The sequence below is a fragment of the Serratia sp. 14-2641 genome (assembly GCF_001692375.1).
GTDB classification, from domain to species: domain Bacteria; phylum Pseudomonadota; class Gammaproteobacteria; order Enterobacterales; family Enterobacteriaceae; genus Chania; species Chania fonticola_C.
Genome location: NZ_LXKR01000026.1, coordinates 1 through 16,765, shown reverse-complemented (window position 1 = coordinate 16,765; position 16,765 = coordinate 1). Strand labels below are relative to the sequence as shown.

Annotated in this window: 26 protein-coding genes and 1 pseudogene; 4 read left to right on the top strand and 23 right to left on the bottom strand. The window is 47.2% G+C overall.

Annotated elements, in window-relative coordinates; all coding sequences use genetic code 11:
• Position 1 precedes the first annotated feature (1 nt).
• A complete protein-coding gene (locus A6U95_RS10095; RefSeq protein WP_235784868.1) occupies positions 2 to 241 on the bottom strand; it encodes a hypothetical protein in 240 nt (79 codons plus the stop codon).
• Between the two features lie 549 nt (positions 242 to 790).
• Here A6U95_RS10095 and A6U95_RS10090 point away from each other — a divergent pair.
• Complete coding sequence (locus tag A6U95_RS10090; protein ID WP_083196344.1) at positions 791 to 2,059, top strand: DUF1173 family protein; 1,269 nt, start codon at positions 791 to 793, stop codon at positions 2,057 to 2,059.
• A gap of 731 nt (positions 2,060 to 2,790) precedes the next feature.
• Here the strand turns inward: A6U95_RS10090 and A6U95_RS10085 are convergent.
• The 21 genes from A6U95_RS10085 to A6U95_RS09990 form a co-directional block, all read right to left on the bottom strand.
• Positions 2,791 to 3,228 (bottom strand): hypothetical protein, encoded by a 438-nt coding sequence (locus tag A6U95_RS10085; RefSeq protein WP_139102355.1) that lies wholly within the window; start codon positions 3,226 to 3,228, stop codon positions 2,791 to 2,793.
• Positions 3,229 to 3,230: 2 nt separating this feature from the next.
• Positions 3,231 to 3,713: a hypothetical protein gene (locus A6U95_RS10080; protein ID WP_065684376.1), complete on the bottom strand. Its 483-nt coding sequence runs from the start codon at positions 3,711 to 3,713 to the stop codon at positions 3,231 to 3,233.
• Between the two features lie 129 nt (positions 3,714 to 3,842).
• Positions 3,843 to 4,166, bottom strand: a complete 324-nt coding sequence (locus tag A6U95_RS10075) for a chromosome segregation protein ParM (protein ID WP_223501695.1) — start codon at positions 4,164 to 4,166, stop codon at positions 3,843 to 3,845.
• Positions 4,150 to 4,620 (bottom strand): hypothetical protein, encoded by a 471-nt coding sequence (locus A6U95_RS10070; protein WP_065684374.1) that lies wholly within the window; start codon positions 4,618 to 4,620, stop codon positions 4,150 to 4,152. Before A6U95_RS10070 ends, A6U95_RS10075 begins: the two co-directional genes overlap by 17 nt.
• Positions 4,621 to 4,681: 61 nt before the next feature.
• Positions 4,682 to 4,891 carry a hypothetical protein gene (locus A6U95_RS10065; protein ID WP_065684373.1) on the bottom strand — a complete coding sequence of 70 codons (210 nt, stop codon included), beginning with the start codon at positions 4,889 to 4,891 and terminating at the stop codon, positions 4,682 to 4,684.
• Positions 4,892 to 4,894: 3 nt separating this feature from the next.
• A complete protein-coding gene (locus A6U95_RS10060) occupies positions 4,895 to 5,710 on the bottom strand; it encodes a tyrosine-type recombinase/integrase (RefSeq protein WP_065684372.1) in 816 nt (271 codons plus the stop codon).
• Positions 5,711 to 5,752: 42 nt separating this feature from the next.
• Positions 5,753 to 6,037 carry a hypothetical protein gene (locus A6U95_RS10055; protein ID WP_065684371.1) on the bottom strand — a complete coding sequence of 95 codons (285 nt, stop codon included), beginning with the start codon at positions 6,035 to 6,037 and terminating at the stop codon, positions 5,753 to 5,755.
• Between the two features lie 94 nt (positions 6,038 to 6,131).
• Positions 6,132 to 6,296, bottom strand: a complete 165-nt coding sequence (locus A6U95_RS30995) for a hypothetical protein (RefSeq protein WP_158006206.1) — start codon at positions 6,294 to 6,296, stop codon at positions 6,132 to 6,134.
• Between the two features lie 63 nt (positions 6,297 to 6,359).
• Positions 6,360 to 6,608 (bottom strand): hypothetical protein, encoded by a 249-nt coding sequence (locus tag A6U95_RS10050; protein WP_065684370.1) that lies wholly within the window; start codon positions 6,606 to 6,608, stop codon positions 6,360 to 6,362.
• A gap of 2 nt (positions 6,609 to 6,610) precedes the next feature.
• Positions 6,611 to 6,802, bottom strand: coding sequence for a hypothetical protein (locus A6U95_RS10045; RefSeq protein WP_065684369.1), 192 nt, complete (start codon positions 6,800 to 6,802; stop codon positions 6,611 to 6,613).
• A gap of 199 nt (positions 6,803 to 7,001) precedes the next feature.
• Positions 7,002 to 7,250 carry a hypothetical protein gene (locus tag A6U95_RS10040; protein WP_065684368.1) on the bottom strand — a complete coding sequence of 83 codons (249 nt, stop codon included), beginning with the start codon at positions 7,248 to 7,250 and terminating at the stop codon, positions 7,002 to 7,004.
• A gap of 59 nt (positions 7,251 to 7,309) precedes the next feature.
• On the bottom strand, positions 7,310 to 7,525 hold the full coding sequence (locus tag A6U95_RS10035; RefSeq protein WP_065684367.1) for a hypothetical protein: 216 nt from the start codon (positions 7,523 to 7,525) through the stop codon (positions 7,310 to 7,312).
• Between the two features lie 856 nt (positions 7,526 to 8,381).
• On the bottom strand, positions 8,382 to 8,903 hold the full coding sequence (locus tag A6U95_RS10030; RefSeq protein WP_065684366.1) for a hypothetical protein: 522 nt from the start codon (positions 8,901 to 8,903) through the stop codon (positions 8,382 to 8,384).
• Between the two features lie 236 nt (positions 8,904 to 9,139).
• The gene (locus A6U95_RS10025; RefSeq protein ID WP_065684452.1) at positions 9,140 to 9,631 is read right to left on the bottom strand and encodes a hypothetical protein; all 492 of its coding nucleotides are present in this window, start codon (positions 9,629 to 9,631) and stop codon (positions 9,140 to 9,142) included.
• Positions 9,632 to 10,004: 373 nt separating this feature from the next.
• The gene (locus A6U95_RS10020; RefSeq protein WP_065684365.1) at positions 10,005 to 10,424 is read right to left on the bottom strand and encodes a hypothetical protein; all 420 of its coding nucleotides are present in this window, start codon (positions 10,422 to 10,424) and stop codon (positions 10,005 to 10,007) included.
• Between the two features lie 63 nt (positions 10,425 to 10,487).
• Positions 10,488 to 10,703, bottom strand: coding sequence for a hypothetical protein (locus A6U95_RS10015; RefSeq protein WP_065684364.1), 216 nt, complete (start codon positions 10,701 to 10,703; stop codon positions 10,488 to 10,490).
• A gap of 12 nt (positions 10,704 to 10,715) precedes the next feature.
• The gene (locus A6U95_RS10010; protein WP_139102354.1) at positions 10,716 to 11,033 is read right to left on the bottom strand and encodes a hypothetical protein; all 318 of its coding nucleotides are present in this window, start codon (positions 11,031 to 11,033) and stop codon (positions 10,716 to 10,718) included.
• A gap of 137 nt (positions 11,034 to 11,170) precedes the next feature.
• Complete coding sequence (locus A6U95_RS10005; RefSeq protein WP_065684362.1) at positions 11,171 to 11,410, bottom strand: helix-turn-helix domain-containing protein; 240 nt, start codon at positions 11,408 to 11,410, stop codon at positions 11,171 to 11,173.
• Positions 11,411 to 11,663: 253 nt separating this feature from the next.
• Positions 11,664 to 12,158, bottom strand: a complete 495-nt coding sequence (locus A6U95_RS10000; RefSeq protein WP_065684361.1) for a hypothetical protein — start codon at positions 12,156 to 12,158, stop codon at positions 11,664 to 11,666.
• Positions 12,159 to 12,367: 209 nt separating this feature from the next.
• Positions 12,368 to 13,195, bottom strand: a complete 828-nt coding sequence (locus tag A6U95_RS09995; RefSeq protein ID WP_065684360.1) for a phosphoenolpyruvate hydrolase family protein — start codon at positions 13,193 to 13,195, stop codon at positions 12,368 to 12,370.
• Positions 13,192 to 14,448 carry a Tm-1-like ATP-binding domain-containing protein gene (locus tag A6U95_RS09990; protein ID WP_065684359.1) on the bottom strand — a complete coding sequence of 419 codons (1,257 nt, stop codon included), beginning with the start codon at positions 14,446 to 14,448 and terminating at the stop codon, positions 13,192 to 13,194. The genes A6U95_RS09995 and A6U95_RS09990 overlap by 4 nt, the downstream gene beginning before the upstream one ends.
• Before the next feature lie 131 nt (positions 14,449 to 14,579).
• Between A6U95_RS09990 and A6U95_RS09985 the strand changes: the two genes are divergently transcribed.
• From A6U95_RS09985 to A6U95_RS09975, 3 genes are all read left to right on the top strand, one after another.
• Entirely contained in the window at positions 14,580 to 15,215 is a 636-nt protein-coding gene (locus tag A6U95_RS09985) for a hypothetical protein (RefSeq protein ID WP_065684358.1), read from the top strand.
• 324 nt (positions 15,216 to 15,539) lie between these two features.
• A complete protein-coding gene (locus A6U95_RS09980) occupies positions 15,540 to 15,986 on the top strand; it encodes an STM2901 family protein (RefSeq protein ID WP_065684357.1) in 447 nt (148 codons plus the stop codon).
• Positions 15,986 to 16,291, top strand: coding sequence for a DUF1493 family protein (locus A6U95_RS09975; RefSeq protein WP_241810637.1), 306 nt, complete (start codon positions 15,986 to 15,988; stop codon positions 16,289 to 16,291). The genes A6U95_RS09980 and A6U95_RS09975 overlap by 1 nt, the downstream gene beginning before the upstream one ends.
• A gap of 73 nt (positions 16,292 to 16,364) precedes the next feature.
• Here the strand turns inward: A6U95_RS09975 and tssD are convergent.
• A pseudogene (gene tssD / locus A6U95_RS09970) lies at positions 16,365 to 16,670 on the bottom strand (type VI secretion system tube protein TssD); the annotation flags it as partial.
• Positions 16,671 to 16,765 lie beyond the last annotated feature (95 nt).

The window sequence follows — 16,765 nt, the reverse complement described above, 5'->3', positions numbered from 1 at the left end:
TTCATCCCCTTTTGACTGTGTCAATGGCCGCCTGCAGGTGATCCCAATTGAACCCGATATTGGCATCGTGAGAATCTTCAGCACGCTCCATAACAGCTTCTATAGCGTCCTCATCCAGGGTGTTGTCTAGCGCCAGCACGTCTGCAGCCAACCAGAACGTGCCACAGCACAACGCCTCGTCCGGGTAAGTAGAGAGACGTTGTTTGAAGGCATGGACAGTCATTTTTCGCATCATGGTCATCTGGGCGAGGATCTCGCCCCCTCCGGTAAAAGTGGAATGGGATACCGGCTTGCGCCGTAGCAAAAACACAGTCGGGCGGAAAGTGGCGTATGCCAGGGCACCGCCGCAAGCCGCAGCGCAAGCGAACGACGGAACGGCGTAAGTGCGAACGGGTGAGAAGGTGGCAACGCGTCCCTGAGCAGACGACACGGCACGACTACGTTGGGCTACGGCGCAAGCCCCACGCTGACGCCCTGCGGTTGTCCGATCCCCGCAGGTCCATAAACTGAGATTTATGGACCTGCACGCATCCTGGCCGCAACGGAAAAGGGATAATGTGGTGATCGTTCAGACAAGGAGAATTGAGAGACGGTGGCCACGGCAGTGCATTGAAGACGGGCCACCGTCAGTCGCAAGGTATGCAAGCCCGCGACTGGCGCGGAGTATAGCTGTCTACTCGCAAGGTATGCAAACCTGCGGCCAGGGTGGGTAAGCTGCTCGGCTAATATTTATTGAAATAGCCGCTGTAAAAACGCACTCTCATTGTCTAAACCACGTTCAGTCGAGGGAATGATGAAACAGGCATCACACTGGATACATGTTCATTCGGTTTGCGGGATATACAAATTCAGCCCGGAACGGCATACCTCTCCAGCCATGCAGACCAGGCTTCAAGAAGCGTATGCGGTTGATGGGTACGCGCTCTGCCAATGCAAGACACTGCATGGCGGGCCTCGATTAATGATCAAATACATCAATCAAAAATATCATCTGGCCAAACACCCCCATACTGGCAGCGAACACGCAGAAAACTGCAGCTTCTACAGCCGTTTGAACAAAGAAGGGGGGCAGCAGGGTTACGCGGAAGGGGTCATCAAGGAAAAGTCGAATGCTCGCCTGCAAATCAAATTGACCTACGCACTGCAAAGCAGGGAAGCCGACCAGGCTGACGTCGATGGGGTTCCACCTATCGCGCCGGCACGGCGATCAACTCAGGGGCAGCCAAGCATGTCGATCCTCGGCTTGCTGCATCTGTTGTGGGAATCTGCCGGGTTGAATTTGTGGCGTCCGAGGATGGAAGGCAAGCGAACGGCGAGTCTTGTCAGCTACCTTTTAAACCAACAGGCCAGCACGATCGATGCGGGAAAGACGTGTCTCAGTGATGTCTTGCTTCTCCCTGCAGAACGACAGAAAGTTACCGCTCTGAAAAACGAAACCCGTACGCAGCAGGCCATTCAAAAGAAAAACCGCATGGTGGCTATTGCTGAATTGGCAACTTACACAGAAGACAGAGCTCGCGATCCTGCGAAGTTGTGGGTGAAGGATTACCATGGCCTGCCCCATCTGAACATCAACACCGCACTGTGGCTAAAAACCCTGACACGTTTTCCTGCAGCAGCTGCCGGATGGCAAGCTGGTCAGCGCGTTATGGCCATTGCACTGACCGACGTACCTTTCCTGTCCAAAAACAATATCGCCGGCGCCAATATTCTTCAGCTGGGATTGATGCTGGTCAGCGATCGCTACATCCCCGTGGATTCAAGCCATGAACATCACCTTGAATCACGGTTACATGCACAAAACCGTCATTTCACCAAACCGCTGCGTTATGATGCCGCCCTGGATGAGTACCTCCCCGACTTTTGCCTGATCGACGTTCCGGGCTGCCCGTCCTTGCCCCTGGAAGTTTTCGGCATGGCCACACCGGACTATCTTGCTCACCGACACGTGAAGGCAACCTGGTATAACGACAAATTTGGCCCGCTGGGATGGTGGTTTTGGGACGCGACCGCTGATCCTTTGGGTGAGAATATGCGTAGTTTTCCCCAAGCCAGATAAATCACCCGTGATTTATCACTTCACGGTTCTGCGTTGATACGAAAAAAGGCGGGGTGGTTAACCCCCGCCTTTGTTCAAGTTCCTTTCTCCCTTACGGGCGTCCGGTCAGTTGCTTGATGGCAACGATAATCTGCAATGTGACGTGAATGATATTCAACACCACAAGGATAGTTGTCAGACTTATCACTTGGCAGCCTCCTTATTCAGGAGAGCGCCACACGCAGCAAGTGCTTTTGGGTTCCCCCTTACGGCGCATACCAGTAGTTAGCAGGTACAAGCAGCACTCTTTTGGGTGGAAGCAGATCGGACAGCACCACCTGGTTCCAATCGGGGTAAAAAACCTGTACGAATAACCCGTATCCACGCTAGAGAGGCTGCAACAACGTCGCACTACCAACGGCAGGGAGTATAAAGGCCTTCGATACCCGTAGCAACATTGACTGGATCACCGAACAGCGTTAAAATTATATACAGTTAGCAGGTACAAGTAGCACCGTACCGTGTATGACAACCACTCATGCCGGTACAGAAAATTAACTCGGTTTACCAGACCGGGTTTTTTTTCGTCTCAAAATCAGGTGCCCCCATCTGTACTCGATGACATGCTGCAGGCCTTCAGCGATCTCGCATTGGACGCCCAGTTGTACGGCTGCGATTTGCAGCTGGTCAACATCACGGTCATCACTAGATAAACGTCACACTGATCGCCGATACAAAACCTGTTTTTCGGCTCACTTCTGACGCCGTATTTTCCTTCTTTTCTCGTCCAATTTGACAACCATGCGACACGCTGCATTCACGGTCAGCGGGGTAGCCGTGTCATGGCGTGCAACAAATGTCTCAAATTCGTCCAGGTAGCCTCGATCGGCAGCCAGATCTTTCAGTGTGGCCAGATCGTCGTCACCCAACATGGTATGAGACGGTGAAGCCAGAAGGATGTTGAATCGGTTGGTCAGGCAATACATCATGAACAAGGCGGGAACGGTTAACATACCGGCGAACAGGCAATGGCGCAACGAGAGCCCCGTGGCTTCAAACCCTAGCCACCAATACACCGACCCCATGCTCAGCAGCAGCAGGATACAGAGCCTGGACAACACCAGATGGTTATCGAGAAAATCAATGATCCTGAGTTGCAGTACCTGCAGCGGGTTTCCATTTATTCGCATGCTCATCCCTTATTATTCCGTTGTTCATCCAATAACATTTTCAGGTGATTCCTCACCACTTCTGTCGTGGGCATTGCGTCCTCCGGATAGCTGGCCAGGAACGCCCTAAACGGCCCCCCCACATTGAACACGTCCGCCATCCGCATCATGTAGTCCAGCAAATGAGGAGGCGGGGTGGCATTCTGATAATGATGGTATTGCCATGCCATATCCATCCACATGATCCGTTTGCGCTGGCTGAAGTCAAACAGCAGTACCAGGCAGAAAACCGTAAATACCACCCCCACTAACCCCGCAAAGTAAACCTGCAAGGCGGAGATGAAAGGTCCTTCTGCGAACCACTCAGGGTACACAAAATTCAGCCATCCCCAGCAGGCGATCGCCAGTGACAACACGACACTGCCCCAGGTGAGTACGGGGTAGTCTACAAATCCTCTGATGATAAAGAGGTGTAATCTGTGAACAAATACGCGTTTTTCAGTCATTTCACATTTCCCTGTTTCGTACGCTGTTTCCATTATCGATAAATCCCTTCCGTGCCGTCAGCTTGCCTGTCGCGCGGGAGGGGTTTGAACAACCGCAGGGCGTTAGCGTTAGTTGCTTTAGATGGGTGTTCAGGAGACCTGGGTACGCTTCGCCACGATCAGCGCCGCACACTCACGCCCGTTATCTGTCAACATCAATGCCAGGTGACGCTGTTCATTACGAAACGTGTTCACCAGCTGCCGTGCGCCAAGGGTGTGGCAGGATGCCCTGAAGTTGGTGGCAAACACCGATTCTACCCGGACACGATTGATCATCTGCAGCAACGTCGCCACCGGTACCGGCCGGTCATTGCCTCGGGCTTCAATGCTGGCCAATAAGAACAGGACGTCTTTTTGAATAGCTGACAGCCTGCCCGGTTTTGAGGGTGCTGGCATGTCAGTGTGGCTTGTCATGCGCGGCCTCTTCTGCCAGGGTGACCAACCGGTTATACACCACCTGTGTGGTGGGCAGGGCAGCAACGTCGTACTGGGCAAGAAAGGCCTCAAACTTTCCTCTCACCCCGAACTCATCCGCCACTGAGCGCAACGTGTCCAGCAATTCAGGCGAGACAGGACCATCATGGGCCTCAAGCACTTTGCTAAGATTGCCAGGCTCACTGAGGATAATCTCCAGCCGTTGAATTCGGCAGTACGCCATAAACAGGCCAATGGCCGTGAACAGGGTGGCCATCAAAAAATGGTAACCGAGCTGCTCGGGTTCAGCCGAAGATAAAATCGGCAGAAACACGGCCCAGGCATGCCAGGTGGCCAGAGCGGCAACCACGATGAAACAGCCCCATGCCATCACTGGTCTGTTATCGTAAAAGTTGAGCACCTTGCGTTGCAGCGCCAACCATCGACTTTCCATTTTCACGTTGTTCCTGCCTTTGTGTTGCGCACCTTATTCATGTGGACATGAATAAGAGAGATTATTCAGCTTTTGCCAATAAGTCCGCGATCATTGCCCGGAACCGTTCGTTTTCGTCCAACAGCGCTATCATTGTCGCCGGTGCCACGGCTTCCATATAATCATGAATGGCCTCTTTGGCTTCAGGTGTTTCTTTGGCAAATTGGGCTAAGGCCTGCGTTGCGGTGTAGCGCAACCGCGCACGCAGCTCGTGAGTCAGCTCTGGGATCATCTTTCATTGTCCGTTGTCTGGTAGACCTGGTTGAGCGTGAACGGTGCGCATCATCTCGATCGCATCCTGTGCCGGCACAGAGAACTGCACCTGGCGGTTGGCCACGATATCGAGCGCAAACACGCGGGTATACACTTCCGTACTCTCGGCTTTTTCGTGGCCCATCAGTCCCTGCAGCACCTTCAGTGGCGTACCTTGGTACAGCATGTGCATCGCGTAACTGTGTCGAAAGACATGGGGAGTGACCGGCACGCTGAAATAAACTCCCTCGCTGTTAGCCTGCCGTTCCGCCTTGGTGAGCCAATTGCGTACCGTGCGATCGGTGGCCTGCCAAATCGGGAGCGGTGTACGTTCGCCTGTCACGGAGTCAATCTCGAACTGCTCTTTCGTGCTAGCAAACAACCGGCGCAGCTCGTCGACAAAGTGCGGATCGGTCAACGGTATCAACCGATTGGCGGATTTCCCTTTTGCGGGACGTCCCGGACCATTACGGCGTTGTTTTGCTGTGCGCAGCACCATATGGGGCATCTCGACGGTCAAGCGGATATCACGCCGACGCAGGGACAGCGCTTCATTGATACGGGCACCGGTGTTCCAAAGCAAGTTGACCAATGCATGCTGTGGCCAGTCCGGCAGATAATGGAGCAAAGCAGCCACCTCGGGTGCCAGCAGATAGCGCGGCAACTCTTCATAAACCAGTGCCATTTTGCGCAATGCCAGCGCATGCTGGTAGTTCTCGGGGGCCAGCAGGGGTGTTGCCTGGCCTGTTGGCGTACCGGTGGTGACCAGCTTTGCACGGTAGTTGGCTTGTTCATTCATTTTTATAAGCCAGGCGACGTTGATGCTTGTTCATATACATTGTTATGGCCAGAACGGATCGCGCAGCCAGTCAATCAGCAGTTGGCGTTCCTGGTGGTCAAAATCGCTTACCGCGTCTAGCATGTCAAACCCTTCATCGTTGCCATTCCACAGTCCCAGAAAGAAGCGCGCCAGATGTTGCTCACCGCTGCTCATGACATTCAGCGCCTTGCGCAATTCGCTTTCATGGCAAATGCGCTGGTTAAAGTCCCAGTACCCTGACAGTCGCGGATAGCCTACCACCATCGTTACAAAACGGGCCTGCTCAGGTGTTAAATTCTGTCCCATACATATCTCCTTTGCCTTCCATCTTGTTCATTACATAAAAGAGGGACTGAACGTTCCCTCAACGCAAACTGACACCAATAACCGCGTATTACACTCAACCGAAAGCGAGAACGGCGGCCCCTGCCATTAGCCCCAAACCGGTACAGACCAACATCATCGCTCTGGCTCTCGTGAGCAGCCCCAGGGCCTTGAATGCATAAAGAAACAGGCCGGTTAAAAGCCCAACAACCGCCAACATAAAAAATGCCAACGCGTCCATAACACTTCCCCGGCTGAAATCCTGTCGTTGTCCCCTTCAACGTGCAGAATTGTTGTATGTCCCTTAACTGGTCATAGCCCGATAGGATAAAAACAGTATCAGCAACCCACCGGTGATAAAGATAATACCGCCTGAATAGCTAGTTTCTATGGCGTTACAAAATCCCTGGCAAGGTTCAACATATTGTGTATACAGGATATAACCACCCTGAAACACCATATAAAACCCGTAGACCACACCCATTGCCACGGCCGCGATCGCTCCGATTAAAAGCGCTCCTATAATCACTACACCTATGATTGTCGTTAGCATGCTCATTCCTTCTTTTGAACCGCTTTACTGTTTCTTGAGCTTTCTCTTGCGAAACGTTGTGTTGCTTGTGCTATGTAAAAATCTTCATCAGTGCTCGTAACCAAAGGCGTCAAATGAAAGGTCCCCATAGGGTAACGCCCATCAACACAATCGAAGCCGCACTGAGTGGACAGAGAAACCATAAGTGCCTCCATGTACGCTCCTCGAAACACTCGACAATCAACACCAATGAATAGCCTGCACCTACTAATGTCATCCCACATACCAATAAAGTAAACATACCTTCCTCCATGATCCCTATCGTTTCGCATGCGAAACCCCTACCAGTAGCACTAAGTAAAATCTTCGCGCCTACGCCCCACGTCGACGTTCAGATTTCATGTTGCGCGGTTTTCAATTCCTGGCTTTTACTTTTCCAGCCTTGTTCGGCGGTATACCCAAGCGGCTGATGTAACCTAACAGGCTAATCAACAGGCACAGCACCAGGAGTAAGCCTCTGATCAACGCCAACCCATCACTGATTTCGGGAGACGCCAACATCCATTTGCTCATCAAGAACCACACGCACATGGGGACGACACTAATAAAGAAAACAAAACAAAAAACGCAGAACTCGTACCACCGATCTTGTTTACTTTTCATCCCTTCCTCCCTGATCCCTATCGTTTCGCATGCGAAAACGCTGCGCTACCTGGTTTTGCTCACATGTTGCTGATAAACCAGCCCACGTAGCCCGATAAGGCCCAAAAGCTAATACCTACGATGCTGGTAGCCGTAAAGGCTTTCCACCGACGTTCACGCGCCTGATCAGTCGCCATAAAAATGAAGTAGGCACTTGCCACGAAAAAGCAAATAACCGCAAACAGCATCCAATCGTTCACATTTCCTGTGTCACCAGCGTTACTGAACCCGAACATAAAGACTCCTTGTTGAAATTCCTCGTCTCACGACCGCCATACTTCATTGGGTAGCGCTACGTAAAATCTTCGCGCCTACGCCCCACGTCGACGTTCAGATTTCACGTAGCGCAATTTCGTCTTAAAACGCCTGTTTTTTCGTCCTGGCCACGTGCGGCGATCGCCGGTACCCAAAATTATCCCTCAACCGGGGCGCGGCTGCACCAAAAGTAATTCGTCGCAGGATCCGCGTGGATCCTTTTTTTGTTTCCGCCTTTTGGAATTATACCATAAGTCGGAATGCAATTAATCGATATTCGCCCTGTTTGTGAGCCGGATCATACGGGGTAAAACACAACATGTAGTGGTTCGCGCAGCTGAAAGAACCCCTACATGTGGTGTCTGGCGGCGCAGGTTACCGCGTTGCCGGAAACGGCAGACATCGGAAAGGCCGATCCCGCTGCCGGGAGAAGAGGATAGCGGCACGCTATCCGATCGTGGTTAGCATAACTCTGCGGTACGACGATCATGGCGCTGTCCTAACCCCATACTGTCGAACTGTTCAAGCACGTCATCAATATGAACATCATGAGCAGAAAAGGGTTTCAATATCTGAGGAAATAACGACACTGCGCGTATAGCTGCACCGATTAACGTTATTTCTGCTGTCTCTTCACCATCAGCATAATACGGCCTCCAACAGATCAAGATACTTTCTGACCATGTATCAGTTTGGATATCAACAAACAATTCTTTTGGACTTAGTTTACCGTATCTGAACTTTGCTTTCCTAGAATAACTCCGGCATATTAAATTTTTCAATAACAGTACACCATAAACGTCTATTTAAATTTTCTCTTAACCTCCAAACTAATCATCAATCACAGTTAATGCCAACAATATAGATAACCAAGTCGCCATTGCCGGTAAACTGTTCCAGGTCAACTTTCCCATCCGAAAGCAGCTGCAGGTTCGCTCGAGTGGCATCAACCGGATAGAGTGCCTGGGTAAGCAGGTTAAGATTGTCATCGTTGCAAGTCAGCCCGACTTGACGGAGATAATCTCTATAACCTTCTATAACCGTATTCGTCATTGGCTCATTCTTTATATTGAAATAGTCCAGAGGCTCTGGTGAAAATTTCTCATTCGCGATGTTTTCTAGAATAGAGAGTGCTTCCGGACGGATCAGCAACGATAATATAGCCGCCTCACAGCTGTTGCAGCTAAACCCACCACATTCATTACTGGCAAGTATCCATTCATGACCGACATTTAAAGGGACTGTATTAAGCGATGCCAGGACAAGCCCTGGATATCTGTCCTGTTGTTCAAAACCATAATGGAAGTACCTGTCAGGTATGCTCTTAAACGGAACACCGAGAAACCGATCATCTATCATCTATCATCTATCATAACATTCGACTCCACTTCTTTAAGGTATAAAATACGAATATAAACAAAAAGAAAAAATAGATAATCCCCCAAAAAGGATCGCTGGTACAATCCGCTCCGTAAGTATCAATGCAGACAACATGGAACTCCAGCCCAGAATGCCAAATGATTGAACATATTCACTCATTATCATCATTACCGTCACCCTCTAAAATTTGGCCATACAAAAACTGTACAAAAGAATTAGTTTTCAGCATAAATTAAATCTGCATAGCCTTTAGAAAATACTCTCCGAAGCGCACTGTAAAGGTAATCACACTCCGCCTGCTTATTGCTGATAAAGGGTTTTTCGGTTAACCATAAGGCATTACCAGGCCATCCCTGCACCTTAATTACTTTTCGGCCTTCTACATACAGTAAACCCCATCCATCAGGAAGATCTTCACTAACAATAATGCCTGGCTCGCACATATAGAAACGCCAGTCTCCCATACCTTTAGTGGGATCAACACGAAAGCGCTTCTTTTTATCGACGAGAAAATCAGAACGTGAACATTTGACTTCAATCAGGCACGAAACACCATTGCGAAACCCGATCGCATCCGGCAGTTCACCTTCATTAGACCATGCCCTGAGACGATCATTAAACGCCACACTGAAGCCATTACTGCGAAGAAAACGCTCTGCACGAAAACAAAAATCACTGTGTGGGTTAATATTTGGTTCTAGTTCGATATCGAGACATTGTTGACTACTATTTTTTCTTCTAATAAAAGCCACCCCTTTGTCCCTTTTCGTTTATAAATGATATTAGGTCAGAGCACAAGTACAACCACCATCATGATCACTATACCCACATAGGTTTTCCAACTTGAAAAATCCACTGGAAGCCCGAGCAGTTTCAAAGTAAAAGTTAATAAAATGGTAATAACGACCGCACCCAATAGGCTTCATTCTGCCCCCTTATAGTTCATCACATGTTGCCTCATGGCATCTGATTCCCTTTGAGCATGCGAGGTAAGAGTTCTGTCACTTTTCCTTTTCATACTTTTATCCTGGTGGCTTTCATAGGTTAGTCTCAAAAGTGTACGTGGTTTGAACCATTACGCTAACTCTCTTTTATCCAAATGAATGATATTACTGTTTGCAAAATAATGGTTAATGCAAAAATTGCTTCAAAATCAGTGGCCTTTGGCAAAAAAAACATGTACTTAATAAACGCATCCACAAACCATATTCCCAAACAGACAATAAACATTGCACACGGAACGCCAACCATAATCAGATAAATCGCTTTCAGTTCAATTTTTCCAATAACAACACAGAGGTATAAGACATTTAAAAATATTGAAATCAATAAACTAACGCGCCATTGAACCCAAGAACTGACAAGTCCTGTGGTATCGCTCTGTAAATTTAAAGCGGTTATAGACAGGAAAATTGCACAGGTTAATGGATAGACAAAAAATGCAACCACTTGTAAAGTGGATCCATGCTTGTTGATCAACCCTATTATTCTTTCTTCCATTGATGTTTTCCCTTTTCTAATCACGTTATTTTCCGACGTTTATTTTGATGTTTATCACGTTTTTCACGGAATCATTTTTCTTCCGATGGTCGCGAATACTGGAGTTAATAATAGTGAAGCAAGTATTAAAATTGGGTCAGCTTTCAATATAGACAGCACAATGCTCATCATACCTACACCTATTATCACCGCCATTACAAAAAATTGCGTATGACCACCACACCAATCTATCATCGACTCCATGACTCGATTTAGCTTTCCATATTTATTTATAGCCATATCAGTATTCCTTTAATGGTTTCTATATTTATTCAGGACCAAATTAATTTTCTTCCTCTCCAATACTTTAGTTTTGAAATCATTCCAAGTACGTTTATAGGTAGCCACCCTCCATATAGCTCCCATTATCCACATAGCGTATATATAATATGCGACACCTTTCAGCCCGATTATGGACATTTCCGATTGTGTATCAATACCTACAATCAGCATCACTATTGCCAATAACAGCATTAATGAAAATACTGATAATATCATGCCTACCCCCATCTTCCATCCTAACAACAAAAATGACAACAACACAGCACCTAAAAGTAAAATAACACTCATCTTCATTATATCCTTCCAGTTATTTAAATTTTTTAACAAATCGCAACTCACTCCGACTTGTAGACCCATAAAACGTGACTTGTCGAAAAATAGCCATTATCAGTTCTTTGATCATCTCAACATCCCTTTGCTTGAAATTAATGAATACTGCTTGCTAAGATACGCAACCTTGCTCGTAACAACTCTGCGTCCAGGCAATTGATATCATGCATCATGAACTTTAATGACAACGCCTTTATCGCTAGTTGCACCACGCGGGGTGGAGCTGTATTTTCATAACGAACGTAAGAACGTAGAGAAATACCAAACTCGTCAGCTGCCTGTGCCTGAGTCCATTTCAACCCTTTTCGCCACATTTTTAGCTCAAAACCTGTCATGTACGTTCCTAGTAACCACTAAATTTCTATAGCAAATATACGCCATATTGGCACATTAATAAACATAAAAAAGCCATTTTGGCACATTTTTACATCCAGAAAATCATAGCCCAACGTTTCTAATCCTGTCGATGTTGGCCTGTTATGACCCCATGGTTCAAGCGTGTGTGAACCTTCCGAGAACTACAGAGAACGACCAATCTGGTACGAGGGCGAAGAACTCCTTCATATGCATTTGTGGTTTCAGCCAACCTCAGTGTGAATCATTGAAAAAGTGTTTATGCAGAATGTAGCGGATAGCGTTCTCATCCACTCGTCCCTGGTCGTTTGAATTTCTCCCAAACCTGAGATCCCACTGGCCATCATTCCAATAAATCAATAAATCATCACGCTCACTGCTTTCATTTTCAGGTGTTTCCCAGCGCATAGCAATCTTGTCAAAACTGACATCACAAGGTAACAAACTTAACTTTTCTCCTGACGAATTTTTGATGACGCTATAGCACAAATCAATGGGAATATATTTATTACCAACCGGCTTTATACTTGTTTCAGTTGCTCTTAAACAGGTCAACATACCTCGACTGCTTGATTTAACCACTTGCTCAACCAGTAACACCAAGAAAAGATACCGCATTTGATGCTCGCGTATTTCTTTATTTTCAGCCTCCTTCAATTTGAATTTTTCTTCCATCTTGGATAAAAATAACTCTGAATATTTTTTGCACTCACTCTCATATATACTCATCGGCAAACTCCTATACGGCCATTATTGATTGATAACTTTAATCAAAAGCGATTAGATTAACATCATATTAACTGATTCTAATAGATACGAACGTAGACCACTTGGTCTCAGGCGGTAAGGCAAACAACTACGCATCGAAAATGCCTAGTTGTTTGTTTTTACATTTTACTTCACATGTCTTTTTATTAGCAGGGTTAATATACTGATTATTACTTCCTTTTTATTTTCTTAAACTCATTAACGATATTTTTAATCGCTACTTCTGTAGGTAAACGTTCCATCGAGCTTGCCCCGTAAAAACCGTGGCAGTCAGGACAATGGGACAGTATATAGGCTGCGTCATCTGGCTCTGCGATAGGACCTCCGTGGCACAGCACGATCACATCCTCTCGTACTGCTTTTGCAGCTGCGGCGCAAGCATTGATCACTGGGACGCAAGACTCTAAGTTCTGTGCGGTATCTGCTCCAATATCGCCCCCAGTGGTCAACCCCATATGCACCACAATGACATCAGCACCGGCTTCAGTCATGGCAACTGCATCCTGCTCGTTAAATACATACGGTGTGGTCAGCATCCCTTTCTCATGAGCCTGGCGGATCATGTCTACTTCCAGGCCATAACCCATCCCAGTTTCTTCTAGATTTTTACGGAAGTTTCCATCAATCAGCCCGACAGTAGGAAAGTTTTGCACACCGGCAAATCCCTGTGCTTTCAGTTCGTCCAGGAAATGCGGAATATTGCAGAAGGGATCTGTTCCGCAAACGCCAGCCAGTACGGGCGTATCTTTTACCACTGGCAGCACTTCATTACCCATTTCACGCACAATCTGGTTGGCGTTACCGTACGGCATTAATCCCGCCAGCGAACCACGCCCAGCCATTCTGAAGCGACCACTGTTGTAGATCACAATCAAATCGACTCCGCCAGCTTCTTCACATCGTGCTGATAGGCCCGTTCCTGCCCCGGCACCGATAATCGGTTCCTGACGCAGAACTTTCAGTTGCAGCTTCTCTTTCACTATTTTGTAGTTTTTCATAAGGATTTCCCTGGTGTTGAATCATAAGCGGTTCCCTGGTGTTGCATTACATTCTGGAACTGCTCAATTACAAGTGAACAAAACTCAGGTGCATTGATGTGGTGAGGCGTTTTGATAATTTGGCGTTGTGCTGTCTGGATCACCGTGGATTCCAATCCTTCTTTAAAAGCTTGTCTTGCCTGCGGATCGAAGAATGGTTGTCCAGGGGCATCTAACGCTGAAAATCCGCCTTCTGGGATGATGAAGCGTACCGGCCCATTGCATAGATTGAGCTTATTGCCAATCCAAACACCGAGCTGGTAGTTTTCCTCTGGTGTTGTGCGCATCAGTGTCACCTGAGCGTTATGCTCTACAAACTGTCGATGAGCATAACGCTCAGGTATGCTGCTTCGCTCGCTGAAATTAACCATATCAAGAGCTCCGGCACTCCCTATCCACGGCGTCTGCGTCTGTGCAATACAATCGAGGCGTGTTTCATTACATGCGAGAACGCCACCAAACAGTAAATCTGCCACTTCGGTCAACGTGATATCAAGAACACCGACAATTCCACGGCCTTCAATCAACCGTTCCATGCTCGTTCCACCGTTGCCGGTAGCATGAAAGACCAATGATTCGTATTCTTCACCCAACAATGCTACCAGTTGATTAATACAGGGCGTTGTTACACCAAACATTGTCAGCCCTAAAACAGGCTGTTGGATGTGGTCATGGTCAATCGCTAAATTTACTGCGCCAGCAATCATATTAGCCGCATTAGCCAAAATGGTGCGCGATAAGTAATTCAGTCCATTGAGGTCGGTAACAGTATACAACATGGCGATATCCATGCCGGCGACATACCCTTCAACATTACCTGACGCCATTGTGGATACCATGAGTTTGGGCATTCCGATAGGCATTGTCTGCATGGCTGAAGCTATCAATGCCGTCCCTCCCGATCCCCCAATACCGATAAGACCGGAAATATCCTCCACCGTACTCTGTAAAAAGCGAGCCAACGCGGTAGCCATAGCGGTAACAGCTTTCCCTCGTTCTCCACAAAAAACAGCGTCTTTGCCATCAGGATGGTATGCTGCAATTTGTGCAGAACTGATATCCACTTGATTATTCACATGAAATGCATTGGATGAACCGGTAGAAACATCAATAATATGAGAATCTACGCTTGCGGAACAGAGACAGGACTTCAGCCAGAGCAGTTCTTCCAGCTTGGTATCTGCGGTCCCTATGATGTATACGAATTTAGACATAGACGACTCACTCCATGTAAGACGTGAAAGATTTGTTGATATGGTGCAATATAAAGCTATGCTAATATTTCATATCTCGCAAGATAAATTTATGTCATGGGATATTTTTATCGTAAAAATGAGGCATCACGATGATCCTGTTTGATGAAAACAACCTCTCTCCAGTTCGACGTAGAACGCTGGAACGCATGACCAATGCGGCTTTAAAGCTCTATCAGGAGCAAAAGTTCCCTTCCCCAGAAGAAATCACACGAGAAGCCGAGTACGCCAAAGTAACTCTCAAAAGCTACTTTTCAACACACAGTGAGTTCGTCGAGTATGTTGTTAAGCAAGTGATCAACTCGTTTGACAAACCACCAATGAACAATACTGTTGAAGAAAATGTAGAAAAACTGCTGACATGGGGATTCGGCGAACTGGACACGCATGAAGCTCTAATGCGTGATGCCTTGCGTATTTCTCAGCAACGCTGGCAGGAGTCTTTCTCAGGAGACGTAGAGAACAACGATGTGAGGTATATCAAAAAGAGCAACCGTAAGATTGCTTTGTCCGAAGCCCTGCTACCACTCAAAAGCGAGATTCCAGAAGAAACACGCCAAAAACTGGTAATGTTGATGTCAGTTCTTTATGGAACTGAAGCGATGACTGTACTCAAGGACAGTTTTGGACTCGACAAGGATGAGATCATTGAGCTGACTGTCTGGGGGACAAAATTAATGCTGCGTCAGGCTTTGGAAGAGGCCCGGGCCAAGTGGGACAACTGCTAGCCCCGGATACAGATGTGCAGGCATCTGATCCACAACGAATAGGGGCAAAGGCTAACACGGATGCCCCGGGTACCTAAAAGCGGGCCTAAAACGGTGGTAAACACTACATCTGGTAACGATCGCATATGATGGAGCCGCTAGATATAGCGTTTTGAGGCCGGGCCAAGGGGAGCCGGGGAAGGGAACAGGGGAGTCCTCCTGTAAAGCCCAACCGGCGAAAGCCAGGCAGTGATCTGGGCCGGAACACCTAAAACTGTTCAGTTTTTAACTTATTGTTGAAAGTGGTATAATCACAACCATTACTTGATGTGAAGAATGAGTAGAATGGATACTACCGAAGAACTCAATGGCACGTATTACTATTACGGAATAGACAATGTCACCGCTCAAGAATTGTTTTGGATAATATTTGTAGAAGAATTTGCCAAGCATGAAGGACTTGCCATAGAAAGCGCAGCGATGATCATTTCAGGTTTGCCTCTGATACCGAAACAGAAAGGGTTAGGCAAATCAACCTGGGGGACTAGCATAGCCTCTAAAGCCTCTCGAAGGATTTTTAAAGATATGCGTTTTGTTGGGCAAGTAGAAACACCTGTCGGTTTTATGAAAACCCGTATGACCAGCAAGATCGGGACAGCCGTGGGGCGATATGCTCCCTATGTGGGCTACGTTCAGGCAATGATCGTTTTTAGCATCATAGCCAAAGAAACACGAAATAAATACAATCTGATTGCACGACCTGAACACCGTATTGAATGGACGCCTTTCTAATGGTCGATGAAACCGAAATCCTAACCTACCTGACTGAAAAATATAGTCTGCATAAAAAGCCCGTCCTTAAAGAATGGACTTTTCAAGAGCACTTTAATTTTGTTCAGGAAGAGTTAGAGGAAATGCTCGTCGACCTGTTCACGCGTTACGAGATAGCGCATGATAACTTTGATTTGGATGAATACTTTGAACCGGAATGGCCTGTATGGTTGTGGTGGAAGAAGCTACAACGAAGAGTATACAAACCACTTACGGTCAATATGATCATAGAATCCGCAAAAGCGGGAAAATGGCTGTATCAATAAGAGACTCATTGCCCCTTGTATTATCATACAGCCTAGACGATCATGTTATGGGCACGGTTTATGCCGTTAACGCTTAAAAGACCCTATCATCCCAAATGCTATAACCCGACGTTCCCGCCATCCGGTGATTCCAGGAAATAGACTTATATTTAAGGACAATCTTCTCATGCGGCATCATGTCATTATCATTTATGGAATGCGGATAGATGCACGTAATATCAACAATACTGGCTTCCGTCAGTTTAATTTCGTAATAAAGCTCTAATTGCCCAGTCGTATTTATCCTGTAAAAATAAAATATCGCCTCTATAAGCTCGTTGCCAGAAATAGCCATCGCTAATAAGGGTGAGGACTTATCGATAGGTTTAATAAAATGAACGTAGCGCCCCTGCGGGGCGAGCACGGCAGCGCCGCTGCCTCAACCGTCTTTAAGACCCTGTCCTACCTCAACACCCGCGTCGGCTGAACACACTA

What these genes read in the sequence shown, in the direction of transcription:
- A6U95_RS10095 (WP_235784868.1), bottom strand. Translation starts at nt 241, where the DNA reads ATGACCATGATGCGAAAAATGACTGTCCATGCCTTCAAACAACGTCTC.
- A6U95_RS10030 (WP_065684366.1), bottom strand. Translation starts at nt 8,903, where the DNA reads ATGATAGATGATCGGTTTCTCGGTGTTCCGTTTAAGAGCATACCTGAC.
- A6U95_RS10000 (WP_065684361.1), bottom strand. Translation starts at nt 12,158, where the DNA reads ATGAGTATATATGAGAGTGAGTGCAAAAAATATTCAGAGTTATTTTTA.
- A6U95_RS10045 (WP_065684369.1), bottom strand. Translation starts at nt 6,802, where the DNA reads ATGGAGGCACTTATGGTTTCTCTGTCCACTCAGTGCGGCTTCGATTGT.
- A6U95_RS10010 (WP_139102354.1), bottom strand. Translation starts at nt 11,033, where the DNA reads ATGAGTGTTATTTTACTTTTAGGTGCTGTGTTGTTGTCATTTTTGTTG.
- A6U95_RS10085 (WP_139102355.1), bottom strand. Translation starts at nt 3,228, where the DNA reads ATGCGAATAAATGGAAACCCGCTGCAGGTACTGCAACTCAGGATCATT.
- A6U95_RS09995 (WP_065684360.1), bottom strand. Translation starts at nt 13,195, where the DNA reads ATGAAAAACTACAAAATAGTGAAAGAGAAGCTGCAACTGAAAGTTCTG.
- A6U95_RS10070 (WP_065684374.1), bottom strand. Translation starts at nt 4,620, where the DNA reads ATGGAAAGTCGATGGTTGGCGCTGCAACGCAAGGTGCTCAACTTTTAC.
- A6U95_RS10075 (WP_223501695.1), bottom strand. Translation starts at nt 4,166, where the DNA reads ATGACAAGCCACACTGACATGCCAGCACCCTCAAAACCGGGCAGGCTG.
- A6U95_RS30995 (WP_158006206.1), bottom strand. Translation starts at nt 6,296, where the DNA reads ATGGACGCGTTGGCATTTTTTATGTTGGCGGTTGTTGGGCTTTTAACC.
- A6U95_RS10060 (WP_065684372.1), bottom strand. Translation starts at nt 5,710, where the DNA reads ATGAATGAACAAGCCAACTACCGTGCAAAGCTGGTCACCACCGGTACG.
- A6U95_RS09990 (WP_065684359.1), bottom strand. Translation starts at nt 14,448, where the DNA reads ATGTCTAAATTCGTATACATCATAGGGACCGCAGATACCAAGCTGGAA.
- A6U95_RS10055 (WP_065684371.1), bottom strand. Translation starts at nt 6,037, where the DNA reads ATGGGACAGAATTTAACACCTGAGCAGGCCCGTTTTGTAACGATGGTG.
- A6U95_RS10090 (WP_083196344.1), top strand. Translation starts at nt 791, where the DNA reads ATGATGAAACAGGCATCACACTGGATACATGTTCATTCGGTTTGCGGG.
- A6U95_RS10005 (WP_065684362.1), bottom strand. Translation starts at nt 11,410, where the DNA reads ATGACAGGTTTTGAGCTAAAAATGTGGCGAAAAGGGTTGAAATGGACT.
- A6U95_RS09975 (WP_241810637.1), top strand. Translation starts at nt 15,986, where the DNA reads ATGGTCGATGAAACCGAAATCCTAACCTACCTGACTGAAAAATATAGT.
- A6U95_RS10065 (WP_065684373.1), bottom strand. Translation starts at nt 4,891, where the DNA reads ATGATCCCAGAGCTGACTCACGAGCTGCGTGCGCGGTTGCGCTACACC.
- A6U95_RS10040 (WP_065684368.1), bottom strand. Translation starts at nt 7,250, where the DNA reads ATGAAAAGTAAACAAGATCGGTGGTACGAGTTCTGCGTTTTTTGTTTT.
- A6U95_RS10015 (WP_065684364.1), bottom strand. Translation starts at nt 10,703, where the DNA reads ATGGCTATAAATAAATATGGAAAGCTAAATCGAGTCATGGAGTCGATG.
- A6U95_RS09985 (WP_065684358.1), top strand. Translation starts at nt 14,580, where the DNA reads ATGATCCTGTTTGATGAAAACAACCTCTCTCCAGTTCGACGTAGAACG.
- A6U95_RS10020 (WP_065684365.1), bottom strand. Translation starts at nt 10,424, where the DNA reads ATGGAAGAAAGAATAATAGGGTTGATCAACAAGCATGGATCCACTTTA.
- A6U95_RS10050 (WP_065684370.1), bottom strand. Translation starts at nt 6,608, where the DNA reads ATGCTAACGACAATCATAGGTGTAGTGATTATAGGAGCGCTTTTAATC.
- A6U95_RS09980 (WP_065684357.1), top strand. Translation starts at nt 15,540, where the DNA reads ATGGATACTACCGAAGAACTCAATGGCACGTATTACTATTACGGAATA.
- A6U95_RS10080 (WP_065684376.1), bottom strand. Translation starts at nt 3,713, where the DNA reads ATGACTGAAAAACGCGTATTTGTTCACAGATTACACCTCTTTATCATC.
- A6U95_RS10035 (WP_065684367.1), bottom strand. Translation starts at nt 7,525, where the DNA reads ATGTTCGGGTTCAGTAACGCTGGTGACACAGGAAATGTGAACGATTGG.